The sequence below is a fragment of the Asticcacaulis solisilvae genome, from assembly GCF_017875235.1.
Lineage (GTDB): Bacteria > Pseudomonadota > Alphaproteobacteria > Caulobacterales > Caulobacteraceae > Asticcacaulis > Asticcacaulis solisilvae_A.
Map to the genome: position 1 here is coordinate 77,832 of NZ_JAGGMI010000009.1, position 17,260 is coordinate 95,091.

At 57.6% G+C, this 17,260-nt stretch carries 17 protein-coding genes; 12 read left to right on the forward strand and 5 right to left on the reverse strand.

Going from position 1 to position 17,260, the window contains the following annotated elements:
* Positions 1 to 84: 84 nt before the first annotated feature.
* The gene (locus tag J2X24_RS15210; RefSeq protein WP_209723482.1) at positions 85 to 693 is read right to left on the reverse strand and encodes a TetR/AcrR family transcriptional regulator; all 609 of its coding nucleotides are present in this window, start codon (positions 691 to 693) and stop codon (positions 85 to 87) included.
* Between the two features lie 106 nt (positions 694 to 799).
* On the opposite strand from J2X24_RS15210, the gene J2X24_RS15215 reads away from it, so the two are divergent.
* Positions 800 to 1,801, forward strand: coding sequence for an FAD-dependent oxidoreductase (locus tag J2X24_RS15215; protein ID WP_209723484.1), 1,002 nt, complete (start codon positions 800 to 802; stop codon positions 1,799 to 1,801).
* Here J2X24_RS15215 and cueR read toward each other — a convergent pair.
* Positions 1,798 to 2,244, reverse strand: a complete 447-nt coding sequence (gene cueR, locus J2X24_RS15220; RefSeq protein ID WP_209723486.1) for a Cu(I)-responsive transcriptional regulator — start codon at positions 2,242 to 2,244, stop codon at positions 1,798 to 1,800. The genes J2X24_RS15215 and cueR overlap by 4 nt on opposite strands.
* Positions 2,241 to 4,751 (reverse strand): heavy metal translocating P-type ATPase, encoded by a 2,511-nt coding sequence (locus tag J2X24_RS15225; protein ID WP_209723488.1) that lies wholly within the window; start codon positions 4,749 to 4,751, stop codon positions 2,241 to 2,243. Before J2X24_RS15225 ends, cueR begins: the two co-directional genes overlap by 4 nt.
* A 254-nt stretch (positions 4,752 to 5,005) precedes the next feature.
* Between J2X24_RS15225 and J2X24_RS15230 the strand changes: the two genes are divergently transcribed.
* From J2X24_RS15230 to J2X24_RS22970, 11 genes are all read left to right on the forward strand, one after another.
* Positions 5,006 to 5,356: a helix-turn-helix domain-containing protein gene (locus J2X24_RS15230; RefSeq protein ID WP_209723490.1), complete on the forward strand. Its 351-nt coding sequence runs from the start codon at positions 5,006 to 5,008 to the stop codon at positions 5,354 to 5,356.
* On the forward strand, positions 5,353 to 6,654 hold the full coding sequence (locus J2X24_RS15235) for a type II toxin-antitoxin system HipA family toxin (protein WP_209723492.1): 1,302 nt from the start codon (positions 5,353 to 5,355) through the stop codon (positions 6,652 to 6,654). The genes J2X24_RS15230 and J2X24_RS15235 overlap by 4 nt, the downstream gene beginning before the upstream one ends.
* 162 nt (positions 6,655 to 6,816) lie before the next feature.
* Positions 6,817 to 7,044 (forward strand): heavy-metal-associated domain-containing protein, encoded by a 228-nt coding sequence (locus J2X24_RS15240; RefSeq protein WP_209723495.1) that lies wholly within the window; start codon positions 6,817 to 6,819, stop codon positions 7,042 to 7,044.
* 42 nt (positions 7,045 to 7,086) lie between these two features.
* Positions 7,087 to 9,462, forward strand: a complete 2,376-nt coding sequence (locus J2X24_RS15245; RefSeq protein WP_281064963.1) for a copper-transporting P-type ATPase — start codon at positions 7,087 to 7,089, stop codon at positions 9,460 to 9,462.
* Between the two features lie 70 nt (positions 9,463 to 9,532).
* Entirely contained in the window at positions 9,533 to 9,928 is a 396-nt protein-coding gene (locus tag J2X24_RS15250) for a hypothetical protein (protein ID WP_209723498.1), read from the forward strand.
* A 73-nt stretch (positions 9,929 to 10,001) separates the two neighbouring features.
* A complete protein-coding gene (locus J2X24_RS15255) occupies positions 10,002 to 12,029 on the forward strand; it encodes a copper resistance system multicopper oxidase (RefSeq protein ID WP_209723500.1) in 2,028 nt (675 codons plus the stop codon).
* Positions 12,016 to 12,753 (forward strand): copper resistance protein B, encoded by a 738-nt coding sequence (locus J2X24_RS15260; protein ID WP_209723502.1) that lies wholly within the window; start codon positions 12,016 to 12,018, stop codon positions 12,751 to 12,753. The genes J2X24_RS15255 and J2X24_RS15260 overlap by 14 nt, the downstream gene beginning before the upstream one ends.
* A gap of 18 nt (positions 12,754 to 12,771) precedes the next feature.
* A complete protein-coding gene (copC, locus tag J2X24_RS15265) occupies positions 12,772 to 13,134 on the forward strand; it encodes a copper homeostasis periplasmic binding protein CopC (RefSeq protein ID WP_209723506.1) in 363 nt (120 codons plus the stop codon).
* Between the two features lie 10 nt (positions 13,135 to 13,144).
* A complete protein-coding gene (copD, locus tag J2X24_RS15270; RefSeq protein WP_209723509.1) occupies positions 13,145 to 14,068 on the forward strand; it encodes a copper homeostasis membrane protein CopD in 924 nt (307 codons plus the stop codon).
* A 203-nt stretch (positions 14,069 to 14,271) separates the two neighbouring features.
* Positions 14,272 to 14,832, forward strand: coding sequence for a DUF305 domain-containing protein (locus tag J2X24_RS15275; protein WP_209723513.1), 561 nt, complete (start codon positions 14,272 to 14,274; stop codon positions 14,830 to 14,832).
* Between the two features lie 67 nt (positions 14,833 to 14,899).
* Entirely contained in the window at positions 14,900 to 15,235 is a 336-nt protein-coding gene (locus tag J2X24_RS22970; RefSeq protein WP_483415020.1) for a four-helix bundle copper-binding protein, read from the forward strand.
* A 578-nt stretch (positions 15,236 to 15,813) separates the two neighbouring features.
* On the opposite strand, the gene J2X24_RS15280 is transcribed toward J2X24_RS22970, so the two are convergent.
* Both J2X24_RS15280 and J2X24_RS15285 read right to left on the reverse strand, forming a co-directional pair.
* Positions 15,814 to 16,278, reverse strand: coding sequence for a Ros/MucR family transcriptional regulator (locus tag J2X24_RS15280; protein WP_404977833.1), 465 nt, complete (start codon positions 16,276 to 16,278; stop codon positions 15,814 to 15,816).
* Between the two features lie 146 nt (positions 16,279 to 16,424).
* Positions 16,425 to 17,081 carry a hypothetical protein gene (locus J2X24_RS15285; protein ID WP_209723516.1) on the reverse strand — a complete coding sequence of 219 codons (657 nt, stop codon included), beginning with the start codon at positions 17,079 to 17,081 and terminating at the stop codon, positions 16,425 to 16,427.
* Between the last annotated feature and the right edge of the window lie 179 nt (positions 17,082 to 17,260).

The window sequence follows — 17,260 nt, forward strand, 5'->3', positions numbered from 1 at the left end:
GGGAGTCGCCACGCAGATAAGCATGGCAAGCATTCCAATCATCAATGAGATAGCTTTGACCGGAAGCATTCGCATTATACTAGATTAACCGCCGCGCCCGGTCGGCGCAATGCCCCTTGCAATGAAGTGCCGAAATGCCGCATCGATCTCCTCAGGTTCGGTTTCTGCCCCGGTGTCTAGCCAGTCCGTCAGAACTTCCATGAACGCGCCAACGATGATCGAAACAACCACCCGATTACTTTTGATAGCAGTCGACAGATAAGGGTCTGCCCTTACGAGATCGATAAGGATCTCGCGGATTGTCGCGAGCGCGACCGCGCCGCCGCCACCGCCACCGCCACCGCCACAGCCAATCATCGCTCTATACACATTTACATGCCTATACGCGTGATTGAAGAAGGCGCTGCTGAACGCAAGCGCCCCTCCTCCCCTCTCCCCGCTCATTTCCACCTTTGCACTCGCATCGACCAGCTCGCGCCTCAGGTGTTCGAGCCCAGCTCGTTTGAGCTCATCTTTTGAGTCATAGTGCAGGTAAAAGGTCGACCGCCCGACATTCGCTGCTTCGCATATGTCCTGGATGCTCGTTCGCTCATACCCCTTTTCAACAATCAGTTTCATGAACGCATGCTGCAGCGCGCGGCGGGTCCTGGCGACCCGACGATCCATCGAATGTTTTTCAAGATTTTTGGTCACGATTGTCCAATGTCAGAAAGCGGCGCCCTGATGTCCAGAAACTGTTATTGAACAGTCTGTCCATTATCTGGTTCATTGTCCATCAAGTAAAAAGGGGCTGGACGCAATGGACCACGAGAAGATGCGACGCCTGCACGGCGCAAAAGGCAGCCGGCCGACGATCGGCTACCGCATTGCGCTCAAGGCAATGACAGAGATCGCCGCCGAGACCTGGCAATTCGAGTTCGGCAAGCCTGATGGGTTTCAGTACAAAGCTGGACAACATGTTCGCATGATCCTTCCGTCGGTCTCTGCAAATGCATCCGGCGGAAACACACGATTTTTGTCTTTTGCGAGCTCCCCGCATGAGCCCGACCTGGTATTTGCGGTTCGGATGCGGGAGACACTTTTCAAAATGGCGCTCTTGTCTCTAAAGCCGGGCGATGAAGTGATCGTCGAAATGCTCGTGAAGGCTCCAACCGCGGCATTTGGGTCCGATATCGACTCCACTGACCCTCGCCTGTTTCTGGTCGGCGGCATTGGGATTGTTCCGGCCTATTCAATGATCAAAGCAATTTTGCACCAGACGCCGGACTGCGACCTTGTCCTCATCGCGTTGAACCGAACACCGAACGATGCCCCTTATCTCGAAGACTTACGATCAATGTCCAGCACGCAGCCGGGCTTGTCCTTTGTCCCTGTAATGACGCAAACAGCGGACTGGAATGGGGAGACTGGAAGGTTGACCTGGCAGCAGCTCCAACGGCTGGTGCCCAAACTCAAGGAGCGGAGAGTATATGTAGCCGGGCTGGAGGGTATGGTTCAGTCGGCGGTCCAGATGCTTCGGCGAGCAGGAGTACGAAATTCGCACATAGCGTCGGAGCAGTTTGGCGCGTTTTCCATGGAGAAAAACATGCATAAAAACCATTCGGGCCGGCGCGGCCTACTCCTGGTTATTGTCCTTGCAATCATCGGACTCCATTTGGCAGGCGTCGTTTATGTTTTCCGCACCGCTCTTTCTTCCCTGTCTCTGGATATGAGTTTTCTCACTGGGATCGGCTTAGCCGCCGCAGCGATCGTCCTGCTCAAATTCCTTGCCTTTCGATGGTTTGCAGCCCGGCATCGCTAAACCTTGGTTTCGGCAAGGGGACCGAACCGATGCGGCATCTTGGCTGGGCCATCGGCGCCGGCCGCCAAATCCATAAGAATGGGACAGTCCGGCCGATCATCTCCGGCACAACAGTCAGCGAGCGTCTGAAGGGTCGCTGCCATTTCTTCGAGTTCGATGATCTTTCGGCGGAGCGCGGCGACATGGCCCATAGCCATTTGCTTGACATCGGCGCTATGGCGGCCACGATCACGCCAAAGCGCCAGCAATTCTGCAATCCCTTCGACCGTAAAGCCCAGGTCCCTGGCGCGCCTTATAAAACGCAAGGTATGGACATCCTTGTCTGAGTAGATCCGGTAGCCCTTGTCTGAGCGCTCCGCAGGCATGACTAGACCCGTTTCTTCATAATACCGGATCATCTTCGCCGAAACGCCGGAGGCCTTGGCCGCTTGTCCTATGTTCATTTCAAGATCTCCTCCGGTGCTGCGGGTATCGCTGCAAATGGCGGGCGATAGCGTTTCAGGCGAAGAGCATTGCTCAGCACGAATATGGAAGAAAGACCCATGGCGGCAGCTGCGATAACGGGAGACATCAGAACGCCATTGAATGGATACAGAATGCCTGCTGCGACAGGAATCAGGGCAATATTGTAGGCAAATGCCCAGAACAGGTTCTGGCGGATGTTGCCGAGCGTCGCCTTGGAAAGCGCGATGGCATTGGGGACTCCTTGCAGGTTGCCGGACATGAGCACAACGTCCGCCGCTTCAATCGCAACATCTGTACCGGTCCCAATGGCCATGCCAACATCGGCCTCTGCGAGCGCAGGCGCATCATTGATGCCGTCACCCACGTATGCACCTGTGCCGTACTTCGCTTTCAGACGCCGCACCGCGTTGAGCTTGCCGTCCGGAAGAACCTCCGCCACGACCTCGTCGATCCCGAGAGTACGAGCGACTGCTTCAGCAGTGTGCCGGTTGTCGCCAGTTATCATGGCGACTTTAAGCCCCAGTTCGTGAAGTGCGGAAATCGCGGAGGCCGTAGTGGGCTTGATCGGATCTGCAACGGCAACGATCGCCGCAAGCACTCCGTCGACGGCCGCGTAGAAAGGTGTCTTTGCATGCGCGGCCAATTCATTCGCTGTCTTTTCGAAAACGCTTGTGTCTATGCCGATCTGCGCCATGAACCGGTCGGCGCCGACGTGCACACGGCTTTGATCCACAGTGGCGACAATGCCGAAGCCGGTGATGGACGCGAACTCGCGTACCTCGCCGAGAGTCAGGCCCTCGAGCGTCGCAGCCTCGACGATTGCGCGGCCGACCGGATGTTCCGATCTCGATTCTGCTGCGGCGAGCATGGCAAGAACTTTGTCCCGGGAGAAGCCTTGCGCCACTTCTAGGTCCGTCAGGACGGGCCGGCCAACAGTGAGTGTGCCGGTCTTGTCCAGCATGACAAGCTGAGCATCCTTCAGGCGCTGAAGCGCCTCCCCTTTTCGAAACAGGACACCTAGCTCGGCACCGCGCCCGGTCCCCACCATTATGGAGGTGGGTGTAGCAAGCCCCATGGCACAGGGGCACGCAATGATAAGCACCGCGACAGCGTTGACCAGGGCAAAGGTAAGCGCCGGCGATGGCCCGAAAATCAACCAGGTGATGAACGTCAGGGCGGCCACCGCCATCACGGCCGGTACGAACCACATCGTCACCTTATCGACCTGAGCTTGGATCGGCAGTTTCGCGCCCTGGGCTTGCTCCACCATACGGATGATCTGGGACAACAAGGTGTCACCGCCCACAGCGGTTGCCTGGAACGTCAGCGCCCCTCTCTGGTTGATCGTGCCTCCAATAACTTCGGCGCCCTGTGTCTTTTCAACCGGCACAGGTTCACCACTGATCATCGATTCGTCGATGAAGCTGCTACCTGACAGGACCTTGCCGTCGACTGGAATGCGCTCGCCGGGTCGGACCTCGATTAGATCCCCCGCCTTAACCTCGGCTAACGGGATATCCATGGTCTTCCCGTCCCTGAGCACATGTGCGGACTTCGCCTGTAGGCCAATCAGGCGCTTTATTGCTTGAGAAGTGCGCCCCTTTGCCTTTGCCTCCAGGAAGCGGCCCAGCAGGATGAGTGTTACGATGACGGCCGCGGCTTCATAATAGACGTTGACTGTTCCTGGCGGTAGCCAGTGGGGCGCTATGGTCGCGACCAGGGAGTAACCGTATGCGGCGATCGTGCCAACCGCGACGAGAGAATTCATGTCGGGAGTGAGGCGGGCCAGGGCAGGAATGCCCTTTTTGAAAAACCTGATGCCGGGCCCGGCGAGAACCGCGGTCGTAAGCACAAACTGCATCCACCAGCTGGCGGACATACCAATGGTGTTCATAATCAGTTGATGGATTGCCGGAACGAGGTGGGATCCCATCTCTATCAGAAAGACCGGTGCTGTGAGGGTGGCTGCCAGGATCAGGTCACGTTGCAGAGCGCGTGTTTCGCCGTCGCGGCGCTTGGCCGCTTCATCCTCCAGGGTCGCCGTGCTTTCGATCAGACTTGCTTTATATCCAGCCGTCTCAATAGCCTCAACCGGCAGTGCCGGGTCGACGTACCGATCCAGTTCGATATGAGCCCTTTCGGTCGCCAGGTTGACACTGGCGTTCGTTATGCCCGGTACGCCTAGAAGCGCACGCTCGACGCGGCCGACACAGGAGGCGCAGGTCATGCCTTCGATTGAAAGGTCGATTGCGCGAGGTGACTGCACAGCATATCCCGCATTGTGTATAGCCTGGATCAAGTCCGCGCGGGTGACATTGCCTGACGTCCGCACCTGGGCGCGTTCCGTGGCAAGGTTTACGTCAGCGGTTGCTACGCCTGGGACGGCGCGCAGAGCTTTTTCCACTCGACCGACGCACGACGCGCACGTCATGCCCTCGATCGGTAGAGTTAACGTATTTTCATCTATGTTCGACCGTTGAGTCATGATGCAGGGTCCTATCTGAATACCTGCACGGGTAGATAAAGGTTCCCATGATGGGAAGGTCAAGCGGCCACGTTCTACTATTTTCGCTATAGGGCGAATCTCTTAAATCATCAATTTTGATGATTTATGTAAATTATTACGCTATAAGTCCGCAAGTTTGACGAAATATGCAAATTTAAACATTATTGCATATATCGTCAAAAATGACGACTTACAGCCACATATAGGGCATAATTCAGCAATAGTGAAGACTTATGAAAATATTGTCGAGTCTGACGGATGAAGCGATTTTGCAGGAACTGGGCGAACGCCTCGCACGGTGCAGGCTAGATAGCGCGCTGACGCAGGCCAGCCTGGCTGAGCAGGCCGGTGTCTCCAAGAGCACAATCGAGCGCCTGGAAGACGGCGAGAGTGTTCAACTCATCAATCTGGTCCGCGTGCTAAAAGCTTTGAATCTTACCTCAGGCCTCGAAGCGCTCGCGCCTGAAACGGCCGTAAGGCCCTTGGAGGTTCTGGAACACAACGGCCAGCGTCGGCAAAGGGTCAGGCCAGGCAAGCACTCGGATAATAAAGACGGCCGCTGGTCCTGGGGTGACGAGAAATGAGTTCGACCGCAGAAATTATTCTGTGGGGCACCCGCATAGGCGCCGTCCGTCTGCCCGATGACTCGGACTATGCCGACTTCGAATACGACCCGGATTTCATTCGAAGCGGCATACAGATCGCCCCCTTGACCATGCCGCTGGGTCGGAGAGTTTATCGATTCCCCGAACTTGCGCTCACCACCTTCCACGGTCTGCCCGGTTTGCTCGCCGACGCCCTGCCCGACAAATTCGGCAACGCCGTCATCAACGCATGGCTCGCCACCCAGGGGCGGACCTCCGAAAGCTTCAATGCCATCGAGCGCCTCTGCTACACCGGCGCCAGAGCCATGGGCGCATTGGAATTCAGGCCTACCAATGGACCGCGCCAAAGAAGCAGCAAGCCGATCGATATCGACGCCCTTGTCGGCCTGGCTTCGGAAGTTCTACGCAATCGTCAGGACCTTAACCAGTCCTTCGCCGCGCCGAAGCGACAGCAGGCACTTCAACAAATTCTCAGTGTCGGAACTTCGGCCGGCGGCGCACGCGCCAAGGCGGTCATCGCCTGGAATTCGACTACGAACGAAGTGCGCTCCGGCCAGGTCGAGGCCGGAGAGGGGTTTGGCTACTGGCTTTTGAAATTCGACGGCGTCTCCGGCAATCGCGACAAGGAACTCGAAGACCCCCAAGGGTTCGGGGCCATTGAATACGCTTATTACCTTATGGCCAAAGCCGCTGGCATCACGATGACCGAATGCCGTTTGCTCGAAGACGGACGGCGCCGGCACTTCATGACGAAACGGTTTGATCGTACCGACGCTGGCGCAAAGCTGCATATGCAGTCGCTCTGCGCCATGGCGCACTACGACTTCAACATGGCCGGTGCCTACAGTTACGAACAGGCCATGCTGGTCATGCGCCAATTGAACCTTGGCATGGAAGCGATTGAGGAACAATTTCGCCGCATGGCATTCAATATTGTCGCCCGCAATCAGGACGACCATGTCAAGAACATCGCATTCCTGATGGACAAGTCAGGCCAGTGGACCCTGTCGCCGGCTTATGACGTAAACTACGCCTACAACCCGACCGGAGAGTGGACTTCCCGGCATCAGATGTCCATGAACGGAAAGCTCGATGGCTTCGCCTTGGAGGACTTCAAGGCTGCGGGATCTGTCTGCTCCATGAAACGCGGTCGACCAGAAACCATTCTTGCCGAGGTGATCGAGGCCGTGAAACGATGGCCAGAATTTGCAGCGGAAGCCGGCGTATCCACCAAGGCGGCCGACGCAATCGCCCCCACTCACCGTATTCAGCTGTAAGATTCATGGGCTTGCCGAGCCTCTTGCGCCACGCAAACGCGTGTCGAAGAGCCTTGAGAATTTATTGAATTCGTCGCATTGAAAAAAAAGCATCCGCGCCCTTGACCTTCCAACGATGGGAAGCCCCACATTCCCAATTGAGCGAAATCAAGGAGAAGGCTCATGCGACTGTTTATTGAGAACATGACGTGCGGCGGCTGCGTCCGCGGTGTTACCAAGGCCGTGCAATCCATAGACCCGACCGCCGTCGTCGACGCGGACGTCGTTGACCGCCGTGTCGATGTAACGACCCAGGCAAATGAAGACGACGTCACTGCAGCAATCAGAGCGGCCGGCTTCGACGTCGTTCCACAAATCGAATCGCCCGGGGTCAATAACTGCGACGTCTGAACACGGCGAAACGCCAGTCCATTCCGATGACCGGAGGCCGAGATGAACGAAAACGAGAAGCCGACAATTACGGGGCATCGTCCTGCTGCGAGAAATCCCGGGCAGCCCAATATCGCGCATGACGACCATCATGGTCATGATGGCCATGGTGGCCATGATGGTCATGGTGGTCATGGTGGCCAGCACCATGCTGGTCATGATCATCACCAGCAAGACCACAAAGAGATGGCCGGCGAAGGTGTTGTGGGCGCTGACCCTGGCGGCCATGGCGGCCGCCATCATCATAAGGCGCCCCAACGCAGCAGGTCTGCCGCAACGCCCAAGGCGGGCGAGAGCGTCATCTACACCTGCCCGATGCATCCGCAAATCAAGCAGAACGGCCCAGGCTCCTGTCCCATCTGCGGCATGGCACTTGAGCCCGAAACCGTGACGCTAGAGACTGGTGAACAACACGAACTAAAGGATATGACCCAACGGATGTGGATTGCCACGGCTCTAAGCGTTCCCGTGGCTATCCTCGCTATGGGCATGCACTTCGGACTTGGCCGAATTGTGCCCATGACCGTCTCTTTATGGCTTCAGCTTATCCTCGCGACGCCTGTGGCGCTCTGGTGTGGCTGGCCATTCATATCGCGCGGCTGGGCGTCCATCGTGTCGCGTCAACTGAACATGTTCACCCTGATAGCGATTGGCGTCCTGGTGGCATGGGCCTATTCGGTCGTCGCAACGCTTGTGCCACAGGCATTTCCCGATCTGACGGGCATGGGCCCTGATGTCTATTTCGAGGCCGCAGCCGTCATCACGACGCTCGTTCTTGTCGGGCAGGTCCTCGAATTGAAGGCGCGAGCCCAGACTGGCGACGCCATCCGCGCCCTCCTCAAACTGGCCCCCGCCACTGCGCACCGTGTCCAAGGCGACGTTGAAGAAACGGTTCCACTGGATCACGTCGTCGTCGGCGACCATCTTCGCGTCCGGCCCGGCGAAAAAATCCCTACCGACGGCGAAGTTGTCGAGGGTTCAAGCCACGTCGACGAGTCGATGCTGACCGGCGAACCGATGCCACAATCCAAGGCCGCCGGCGCCAAGGTCACCGGCGCCACCGTCAATCAGACCGGGACCTTCGTCATGCGTGCGACCCGCGTCGGCAACGACACCCTGCTTGCGCAGATCGTTGCCCGTGTTGGCCAGGCCCAGCGTTCCCGCGCTCCGATACAGCGTTTGGCCGACCAGGTCTCGGGCTGGTTCGTTCCCGCCGTAATCGTTATCGCAGCCCTGACCTTTGCCGGTTGGATGTTGTGGGGCCCGGAGCCAAGACTTGGGCACGCCCTGCTGAACGCCATCGCCGTTCTCATTATCGCCTGTCCGTGCGCCCTTGGACTGGCGACGCCCATGTCGATCATGGCAGGGACAGGCCGCGCGGCAAGCGCAGGCATACTGATCCGAGACGCCGCCGCACTGGAAGCATTCGAGAGCGTCGACACCCTTGTTTTCGACAAGACCGGTACGCTTACGGAAGGCCGCCCCAAGCTGATCGAAGTCAAGAGCGCCGGCGACCTTTCGGAAGAACGACTGCTGACCCTTGCGGCATCGATCGAGGCCGTGAGCGAACATCCCATTGCCATGGCGATCGTGGCCGGTGCGAAGAAACGCGGCATCGCGCTGGTGCCCGTCCAGAATTTCGACTCTCCGACCGGAAAAGGTGTCACAGGGTTGGTAGACGACCTAGACGTGGCGCTCGGCAACACGGCGCTTACAGGAGAAAGCCAGGCACTGCTTGCGCTCGCGCGTCCATTGCGGGAACAAGGCCAAACCGTTGTCTACATAACGGTCGCAGGAAAACCTGCCGGCGTGATTTCCGTCGCCGATCCTGTCAAGCCGTCAACCAGAGACGCGCTGCATGCACTGCACGCCCGCGATATCAAGGTCGTCATGCTGACCGGCGACAATGAGGCAACAGCAAAGGCGGTGGCGCGCACCCTCGGTATCGACGAGGTGCGGGCGGATGTTTTGCCGAACCAGAAGGCCGAGGTTATTGAAACGCTTATCGCCCAGGGCCGCAAGGTTGCGATGGCGGGGGACGGCGTCAATGACGCGCCCGCTCTGGCGGCGGCGACTGTAGGCATCGCCATGGGAAACGGAACGGATATCGCCATGGAAAGTGCCGGCGTGACGCTCATCAAGGGAGACCTTGGAGGCATTGCAAAGGCCCACGCCCTGTCGCGCGCGGTAATGCGAAACATTCGACAAAACCTGCTTTTCGCCTTCGGCTACAATGTGATCGGTATCCCGATTGCGGCCGGGCTCCTTTATCCAAGCTTTGGTCTGCTGCTTTCGCCGATCATCGCCTCGGCGGCGATGGCGCTGAGTTCGGTGTCGGTGATCGCGAACAGCCTGCGCATTCGATCGACCAAGCTTTAACAATCCCACTCGCCAACTGCGACAACTCTTCCTATATAATTTTAACTCGAACCGCGATATTGGGCCTCGCATGGCAAAGGTTTTAACCAGACTGCTGATGGGAATGATTTTCGTCTTTGTGACGATATCGTCGCCTCTGCATGCCCATGCCATGACCCAGGGTCCCGCATCCGAAGCGGCGACGCGCGACATGGATATGAGCGCGATGGACGAGGATTGTGCAAATACCATGGCCGCTGCGGCCCAAGCCGCCGAAGAGGCCAAAACACATGACGGCGGACATAAGGGCGACTGTTGCGACGTCGGGTGCAAATGCCCCCTCAGTCACTGCCCGGCCACCCTACCTGGCCTCGTCGCGGACTTTTCCGACCTTGTCTCCCATGGCAAGGCCATCATCGCCGCGCCAGAGGAATCTATTCTCCCGGATTATCTCGACGACACGCTCAAACGACCGCCTCGAGCCTGATTCCATTGGCCTGACTCCCGGCATGCGCGCCTGCCCGCGCACGCCTAATACTGTCTGCAATTGGATCAACGCAATGAAACACCTGTCCAGCTGGGTGTTCGGCGTGTCGGCACTGGCATTATTGCCTTATGCCGCGCTCGCCGAAACCCTAGAATACAATCTCACCATCGATCGCCAAGAGGTCCGGATCACCGGCCAGCCGCTCAAGAAGATAACCTTGAACGGCTCCATTCCCGGTCCCGTCCTCCGTTTCATGGAAGGCGACGAAGCCGTCATCCACGTCACCAACAAGCTGCGCGAAGACACATCGATTCACTGGCACGGTCTGATCCTGCCCGGGAACATGGACGGCATCCCAGGCTTCAATGGCTTCAAGGCCATTCGACCGGGCCAGACCTTCACCTATCGGTTTCCGATCAGGCAAGCGGGCACCTACTGGTATCACTCGCATACGACCACTCAGGAGCAGGACGGCCTCTATGCGGGCATGGTCATTGAACCGGCCGCGGCTGATCCTGTCAGATCCGACCGCGACTACGTCGTCCTGTTGTCCGACTTCTCCAAGGAGGACGCTGACGACATTTTGAAGAACCTGAAGAAGTCTTCGGACTACTACCAAACCCACCGCCGCACTGTCGGGGATTTTTTCCGCGACGTAAGCGATAAGGGATTTGGCAAGGCCGTGAAGGACGCGGCGGCGTGGGGCAAGATGCGAATGCTCCCGACCGACTTGGCCGATGTAAACGGCTATCACTTCCTGGTCAACGGTCTCAGCAACGACCAGAACTGGACGGGCATCTTCAAGCCGGGCGAGCGCGTGCGCCTCCGCTTCATCAATGCCTCGGCCATGACCATCTTTGACGTGCGTATTCCCGGACTGAAGATGACGGTCGTAGCGGCAGACGGGCAGCCCGTCGAACCCGTTGAGGTCGACGAGTTCCGGTTCGGTAACGCCGAAACTTACGATGTCATCGTCGAGCCGAAGGACGACCAAGCCTACACTATCGCAGCGGAATCGATCGACCGTGAGGGCTTCGCCATCGGCACCCTGGCGCCGCGCGAGGGCATGAAGGGTGCGGTGCCCGCCGCGCGTCCGCGTGCCCTGCTGACCATGGCCGACATGAATATGGACGTCATGATGCGCGACGATCCAAACATGGATATGAGCGACATGGAAACGGAGAGCGGATGGGCCAAGTCGTTCGCACCGGAGGGCACGAAGATCCTAGCTTATGCCGACCTCAAATACCTCACCAGCCAAGCCGATACCCGCGAACCAACCCGTGACATTACGGTGCGCCTCGGCGGCAACATGGAGCGATATATCTGGACCATGAACGGGACCGTGTTCGACCCTATGAAAGGGATCAAGATCGGTTACAATGAGCGGGTCCGGATCTCATACGTCAACGAAACGATGATGGCTCATCCGATCCACCTGCACGGCATGTTCACGCAGGTGGAGAACGGTCAGGACGCCGGAAAGATGCCCAATAAGCACACGATCATCGTTCCGCCAGGCCAGACTGTGTCCGTCATCCTCACCGCCAATGAAGCGGGTGAATGGCCCATCCACTGCCATCTCCTCTACCACATGGCAGCCGGTATGATGGCCAAGGTCATCGTGGCTCAGCCTGGTGAGGTCGTGGAGCTGCCACCGTCCGATCCGGCCCCGGCAGCCATGGATCACTCGGCGCACGGTTCCATGTCGGGCATGGACCATTCCGGCCACGATATGGGAGACACGCCCTCACAGTCGCCAGCCGCAAACGATCCTCACGCTGGACACAACATGTCCGACATGGATCATTCACAGCATGGCACAAAGGCGCCGCCGGCCGCTGCCGACCATCAGAGCCACGGAGAACCGGGCTCAGGTAGCGCACCGCCGGCCGGCGACCATTCCAGCCATGGCGCGACGCAGTCAGAAGCCGAGGCGAACGACCACTCGACTCACGGTGCTCCCGCGCTCGCGGCTCCACAAAACGCGGCGACCACAAAGGCGAAACCGAAGCCCGCACCTAAAAGGGCTACGTCGGTAAAGCCGAAGCCAAAGGCTAAGACCAACACGACGCAGGGAGGCCATCATGATCACCACTAAAGGCCTACTGTTCGCCTTCGCGCTTGCCGCCATGCCGGTTTCGGCGCTTGCCGCCGATTCCGAAGAGGAAAAGTTGGCCCACGAACATGGTGGCCAGACGTTCCACGCGGTTAGGCTGGAGACCGATCTGGGCAAATCGCGCGGTGGCCACGATGTGGCGGGTTGGGATATTGACGGCTGGGTCGGCACCGACACCAACAAGCTTTGGCTGAAAAGCGAAGGCCACATCGAGGAGGGAGATGTTGAGGAAGCAGAGTTGTGGGCGCTTTATAGCCGGAACATATCGACCTATTGGGATGCTCAGATCGGGCTTCGGCAAGATTTCTTGCCAGACGACGACGGGCACACCTACCTGGCCGCCGGCTTTACGGGTCTCGCGCCCTACTTCTTCGAAACCGAAGCCCACCTGTTCCTCCGCGACGACGGCGCCCTGAGCGCTCGCTTGCGCCAGGAAAACGAGTGGCTTCTCACCAACCGGCTGATCGTTCAGCCATACGCCGAGGCAAACCTCAGTGCGAAGAAAGACCCTGCGCTTGGCCTAGGAACCGGGCTGACGACGGCTCAAGTCGGCATTCAAGCCCGCTATGAATTTAGCCGCAAGTTCGCGCCCTATGTCGACCTGTCCTACCAGCAGTCGTTTGGTGAGACAGCAGATTACGCCCGCGCGCGCGGCGAACACACTCAATCCACAACCTTAAAAGCCGGCATTCGCCTGCTGTTCTGAGCCTGAAAGGAAAAATCAATGAATTTCATCAAGTGCTTTGCCCTCTCGGTTGCGCTTCTCGCCGGCACCCTCGCGGCCACCCCGGTCCTGGCGCACGCCAAGATGCAAATGGCCATGCCGGCCGCAAATTCCGTCGGCGCCTCGCCGAAGTCCATCATGGTTCACTTCAACGAAAAGGTAGCGGCGAAGCTCTCCGGTTTTGAAGTGACCGGACCGGACGGCAAGACTCTCGCCTTAAATCCGCAGGTCGACAAGAGCGGCCTGATGCTTATCGCGAAAGTCGATAAGCCGCTGGCGCCCGGTGTCTACAAGGTGAAATGGCACGCAGTGGCGGCAGACGGACATCGGATGACCGGCGACTACAGCTTCACGGTCAAATAGGACAAGGGCGATGATCGACGCAGGGCTTGCGCGGTTCATACAATACGCGGGCGCCTCCATCATGTTTGGTGCGCCGCTGTTTTACCTGACAGCCCTGCCGAGATCGGGCGCGATAGCGGCCAGCGATATGCGCTGGTCGCGGCTGCTGCCGATCGGTTCGTCGGCCCTCTTACTGTTCGGCGCAGTACTTTCGCTAATACTTCAGTCAGCAATGATGAATGGAATAGCCCTTGCTCAGCTCGACTGGCCGGCGATTGAGGTCGTTCTCACCGCAACCCATTGGGGCCTGGCCATCATCATCAGAGCCACATTGGCCGCGGCAGCTTTGGGGCTCGCCCTACTAATGCGACCTTCGCGAGCGCTTTGGTTTGCGTCCATTGCCTTGGGCCTGTTGATCTTGGCGAGCTTTGCGTGGACAGGTCACGGCGCGGCCTCCCAAGGTCCGTGGGCCTGGGTCCACCTCCTGAGCGACATCGTGCACGCGGTTGCCGCGGGTGTCTGGATCGGTGCCCTTGTCTGTTTCCTAATGCTTCTCTTCAGGCCGTCCGACTCCGACGAAGCGAACGTCGCCCTTTATTCAGCCTTGCATGGGTTCTCAAGGACAGGCTCCATGGTTGTCTCAGCCCTTGTCATTACCGGCGTCGTCAACACGGTATTCATCGTTGGCCCATCACAAATTACAGGGTTGGTTACATCGAGCTATGGTTGGGTTCTGGGGATAAAGACTCTGGCGTTTGCCGGCATGGTCGCTCTGGCGGGCGTAAACCGTTTCAGGCTCACTCCGGGTCTGAAGGCTTCGTTCGGCACCACCCAGACAGCTCCCGCGCTTGCTCATCTGAAGTCCAGTCTTTTGTTCGAAACAGTACTTGGTTTCTGCGTGCTCGTTCTTGTCGGTTTTCTAGGCTTACTTGAGCCACCGGCCGGCGCATTGTAAAGCTTGTTACGCGTACAAACATTTCCAATACTCTTTTCCCGACCTACAACCGGACGGTGGATATTTACGTCCTGTTTTCAATACACTAGTTTTACTCATTTTTTGCAATTTAAACTAAGCTTCTAATTCAATCCTTTCCTCACACTGTGCCAGAATTCCGACCACTTGAACCCGACCTTTGTGTCAAACAGTGAGCCAACCCCATGCAACGATTCCTCTTCTCTGCTGCAATTGCGATCACTCTCGCCTGTTCTTTTCCGGCCGTCGCCCATGAGCCCGGTAAGATGGAAGCAGTAAAAACCTCTCCGCACGCCGAGCACGCGCCCTACGACGTTCAATTTCTGGACTCTATGGCGCAGCACCACAAAGAAGGGATCCACATGTTCCAGATGAGCCTTCCCAAGATCAGCTCTCCGGAATTGAAGGCAATCCTTGAAAAGGCCATACAGGAACAGAAAACGGAGACGCCGAAACTTCAGGCACTGCGCGACTCCGTAGACAAGAAGGCGCCGAAGGCCATTAATCGCTCGTTGCCCGGCATGGAACCCATGGACATGACCATGATGGCATCGTGGAAGGGAACTGGACATGATGTCCATGTGATCGACATGACGATCAAGCACCATCAGGGTGCCATCGACCTGTCTCGCGACGCATTGAGCAAAGCGCAAAACGCTTCGGTCAAAAGCCAGGCGCAAATGATCATCGACAAACAGACCAAGGAGATAGCGGAACTGCAGCAACTGCGCTCTAGCCTCACCTGATTGATCTTGGGGGGCATCCAAACCGACCCGACCAAAGGAGGTCCCAATGCACCACTATGATCCCAAGATGAAGGACTGCATCCAGCTATGCTGGGAGTGCCGAACCGAGTGCCAGGAGACATTGACACAACACTGCCTGGAGATGGGTGGCAAACACGTTGCCCAAGCCCATGTCATCCTAATGATGGATTGCATCCAAGCATGCCAGACCGCCGCAGACTTCATGACCCGAGGTTCGAGCCTTCATGCAGCCGAGTGTGCCGCTTGCGCAGAAGTTTGCGAGGCGTGCGCCCGGTCATGCGAACAGGTAGGCGGCGATATGATGATGAAATGCGCTGAACTTTGCCGTCGCTGTGCCCAGAGTTGTCGGGAGATGAGCCGATCCATGGAACCAGCCGAGTGACGCCAGTCGCGAACTGCCCGCCGGCGGCAATTCCGGTGGGCAATTCGCCTAAGCGTTAACTCTAACCGATGAGCACTGCTCGGCCCCGCTGTTAGTTCGGCCAACCGAGTGGGAAATATGCCTTAAAGCGCAAAAGAGTGCCGGTTAGCAGACCCCTGCCGGCATCGTTATCGAAGCCAAATTACTATCAGATGTATTCGCGTGAAATAGTCGCGGCATAGCTCAAGCCTTCTCGCTGCCGTGAAGGCTGAATGCCTGGTAACTTTCCATCCTACGGGCAGTCGAACCGAACCCGTACCATTAACGCAGGATCACCAGACCCGGATACTCAGCAATTTCAGTGCCTTAAGAAACAATAGCGAAAAATATTCCAATAACTTCAATTGCTTGCTTGTCGTCACATTTTGCGACAGTTCGCCGAGAACCCCGCTTTGCAGACTGTTGCCCGAAATGAGTATTGCGGCGCCGACTTCGATATCAGAGCGGCTGATTTTGGCGGTGTGATGCATCTGGTAGATGGGCTGCCGAGTGGAGAGATAGGGCCCCCTCTTCTCAATTTTATTAACGCTCGTTAGCTATCAGGCCTTGGCTTTCGCTCTTCCCGGCTTTGCCGCACTTCGGCCACCGCTGCCTAAACCCATCTTTTTGGCAAGGTTTGACCGCGCTGCTGCATAAGATGGAGCGACCATCGGATAGTCCTTGGGGAGGTTCCATTTGGCACGATATTCTTCGGGCGATATATTATATTTAGTGCGAAGATGTCGCTTCAACGATTTGAATTTTAAGCCGTCTTCAAGGCAGACAATGTAGTCGTTGCTAATAGATTTCTTGATCGCAACGGCAGGTTCTCTTTTCGCTTCTGCCGGCGCTAGGACGGTCGAAGTAAGCCCTGTCAAGGATTTGTGGACACACGAAATCAATGCGGGTAGCTCTGCCGCCGGCAACGAGTTTTTGCCGACATACGCGGTGACGATGTCGACGACAATCGAAGTAATGTCTTGTTCCTGATCCATGTTTCTGCCCTGCAAGATTTGAGTTTCCATATCCTGATCCGGGCGAAATTCAAAATCGATTGGATAGGAGGAATACGGCACTAACTGAACATTCGTCGACGTCCGCTTTTGTGCGACAGCGCGGGTAGCCGCGCGGCAGCTTTATCCCAAATGCGGAAGACGTGAAGACTGTCAGATCAGCAGGCCAGACTGTCCAGCAACGCCTTGGCCTTTTTGACAATCGCCGGAATGTCTTCGCTGGTTTGAGTTTCAGTCAGCGCGACGGACGCAGACGCGCTCGCCGAGGCTTCAGCGGATGGCAGCAGCGAAGGGCCAACGAGCCGCCCGGTATTCACCTCGACTAGCATGCCCTTATACGGGAACTGGACGTAGCACCGGACGGGCTCACAGCTGTACAGGGCGTTGTCGGCCTTTAGGTAGTACATCTTGCGCGGGCCAAGATGGGTATCCGGTGAGATGTGCAGCCCGGCGATGGTGTATTTTTGCCGAAAGCCGGCCAGGTCTTCGATGACTGCATCACCCGCATAGGCTTGGGTGATGCCTTCAAAGTCCTTTGAAGCGGCTTCACTGAGCGGCAGCAGATAATATCTGTAAGCGTTGTCCTGATCGCCTCTAGCCATGCCCTGGCCGTCCTTTCCGGGCGCGAGGAACAGCAGGGCACCCTTCTTGTCGGCATTGAGCACGCGGCCGCTAACCTTGAGCTTGTCAAGCGAAACGCATGACGAGCCTATATTCAACGTGCTGGCAGGCGGGGGCTTGTCGCAGCCGGACAGCCCCAAGAGCGCGGCCACGCAAAATCCGATGGACAAGAGGTGTTTCGTATCTAACGTCATGATGCGTGTCCGATGGAGAGCTTAAGCGGCGATAGCACGTCATAGCAGGATTGTGTCGCGAATACTCCGTTGGTGCTAGGTGGCCGGGCCGGTTTGCGCCAAAACTGGAATCAGAATGGCGACTGTCGCAGTACTGCCATTTCATCCGAGAAGCGGAAGCCCAAGTCGCATTCCTCAGA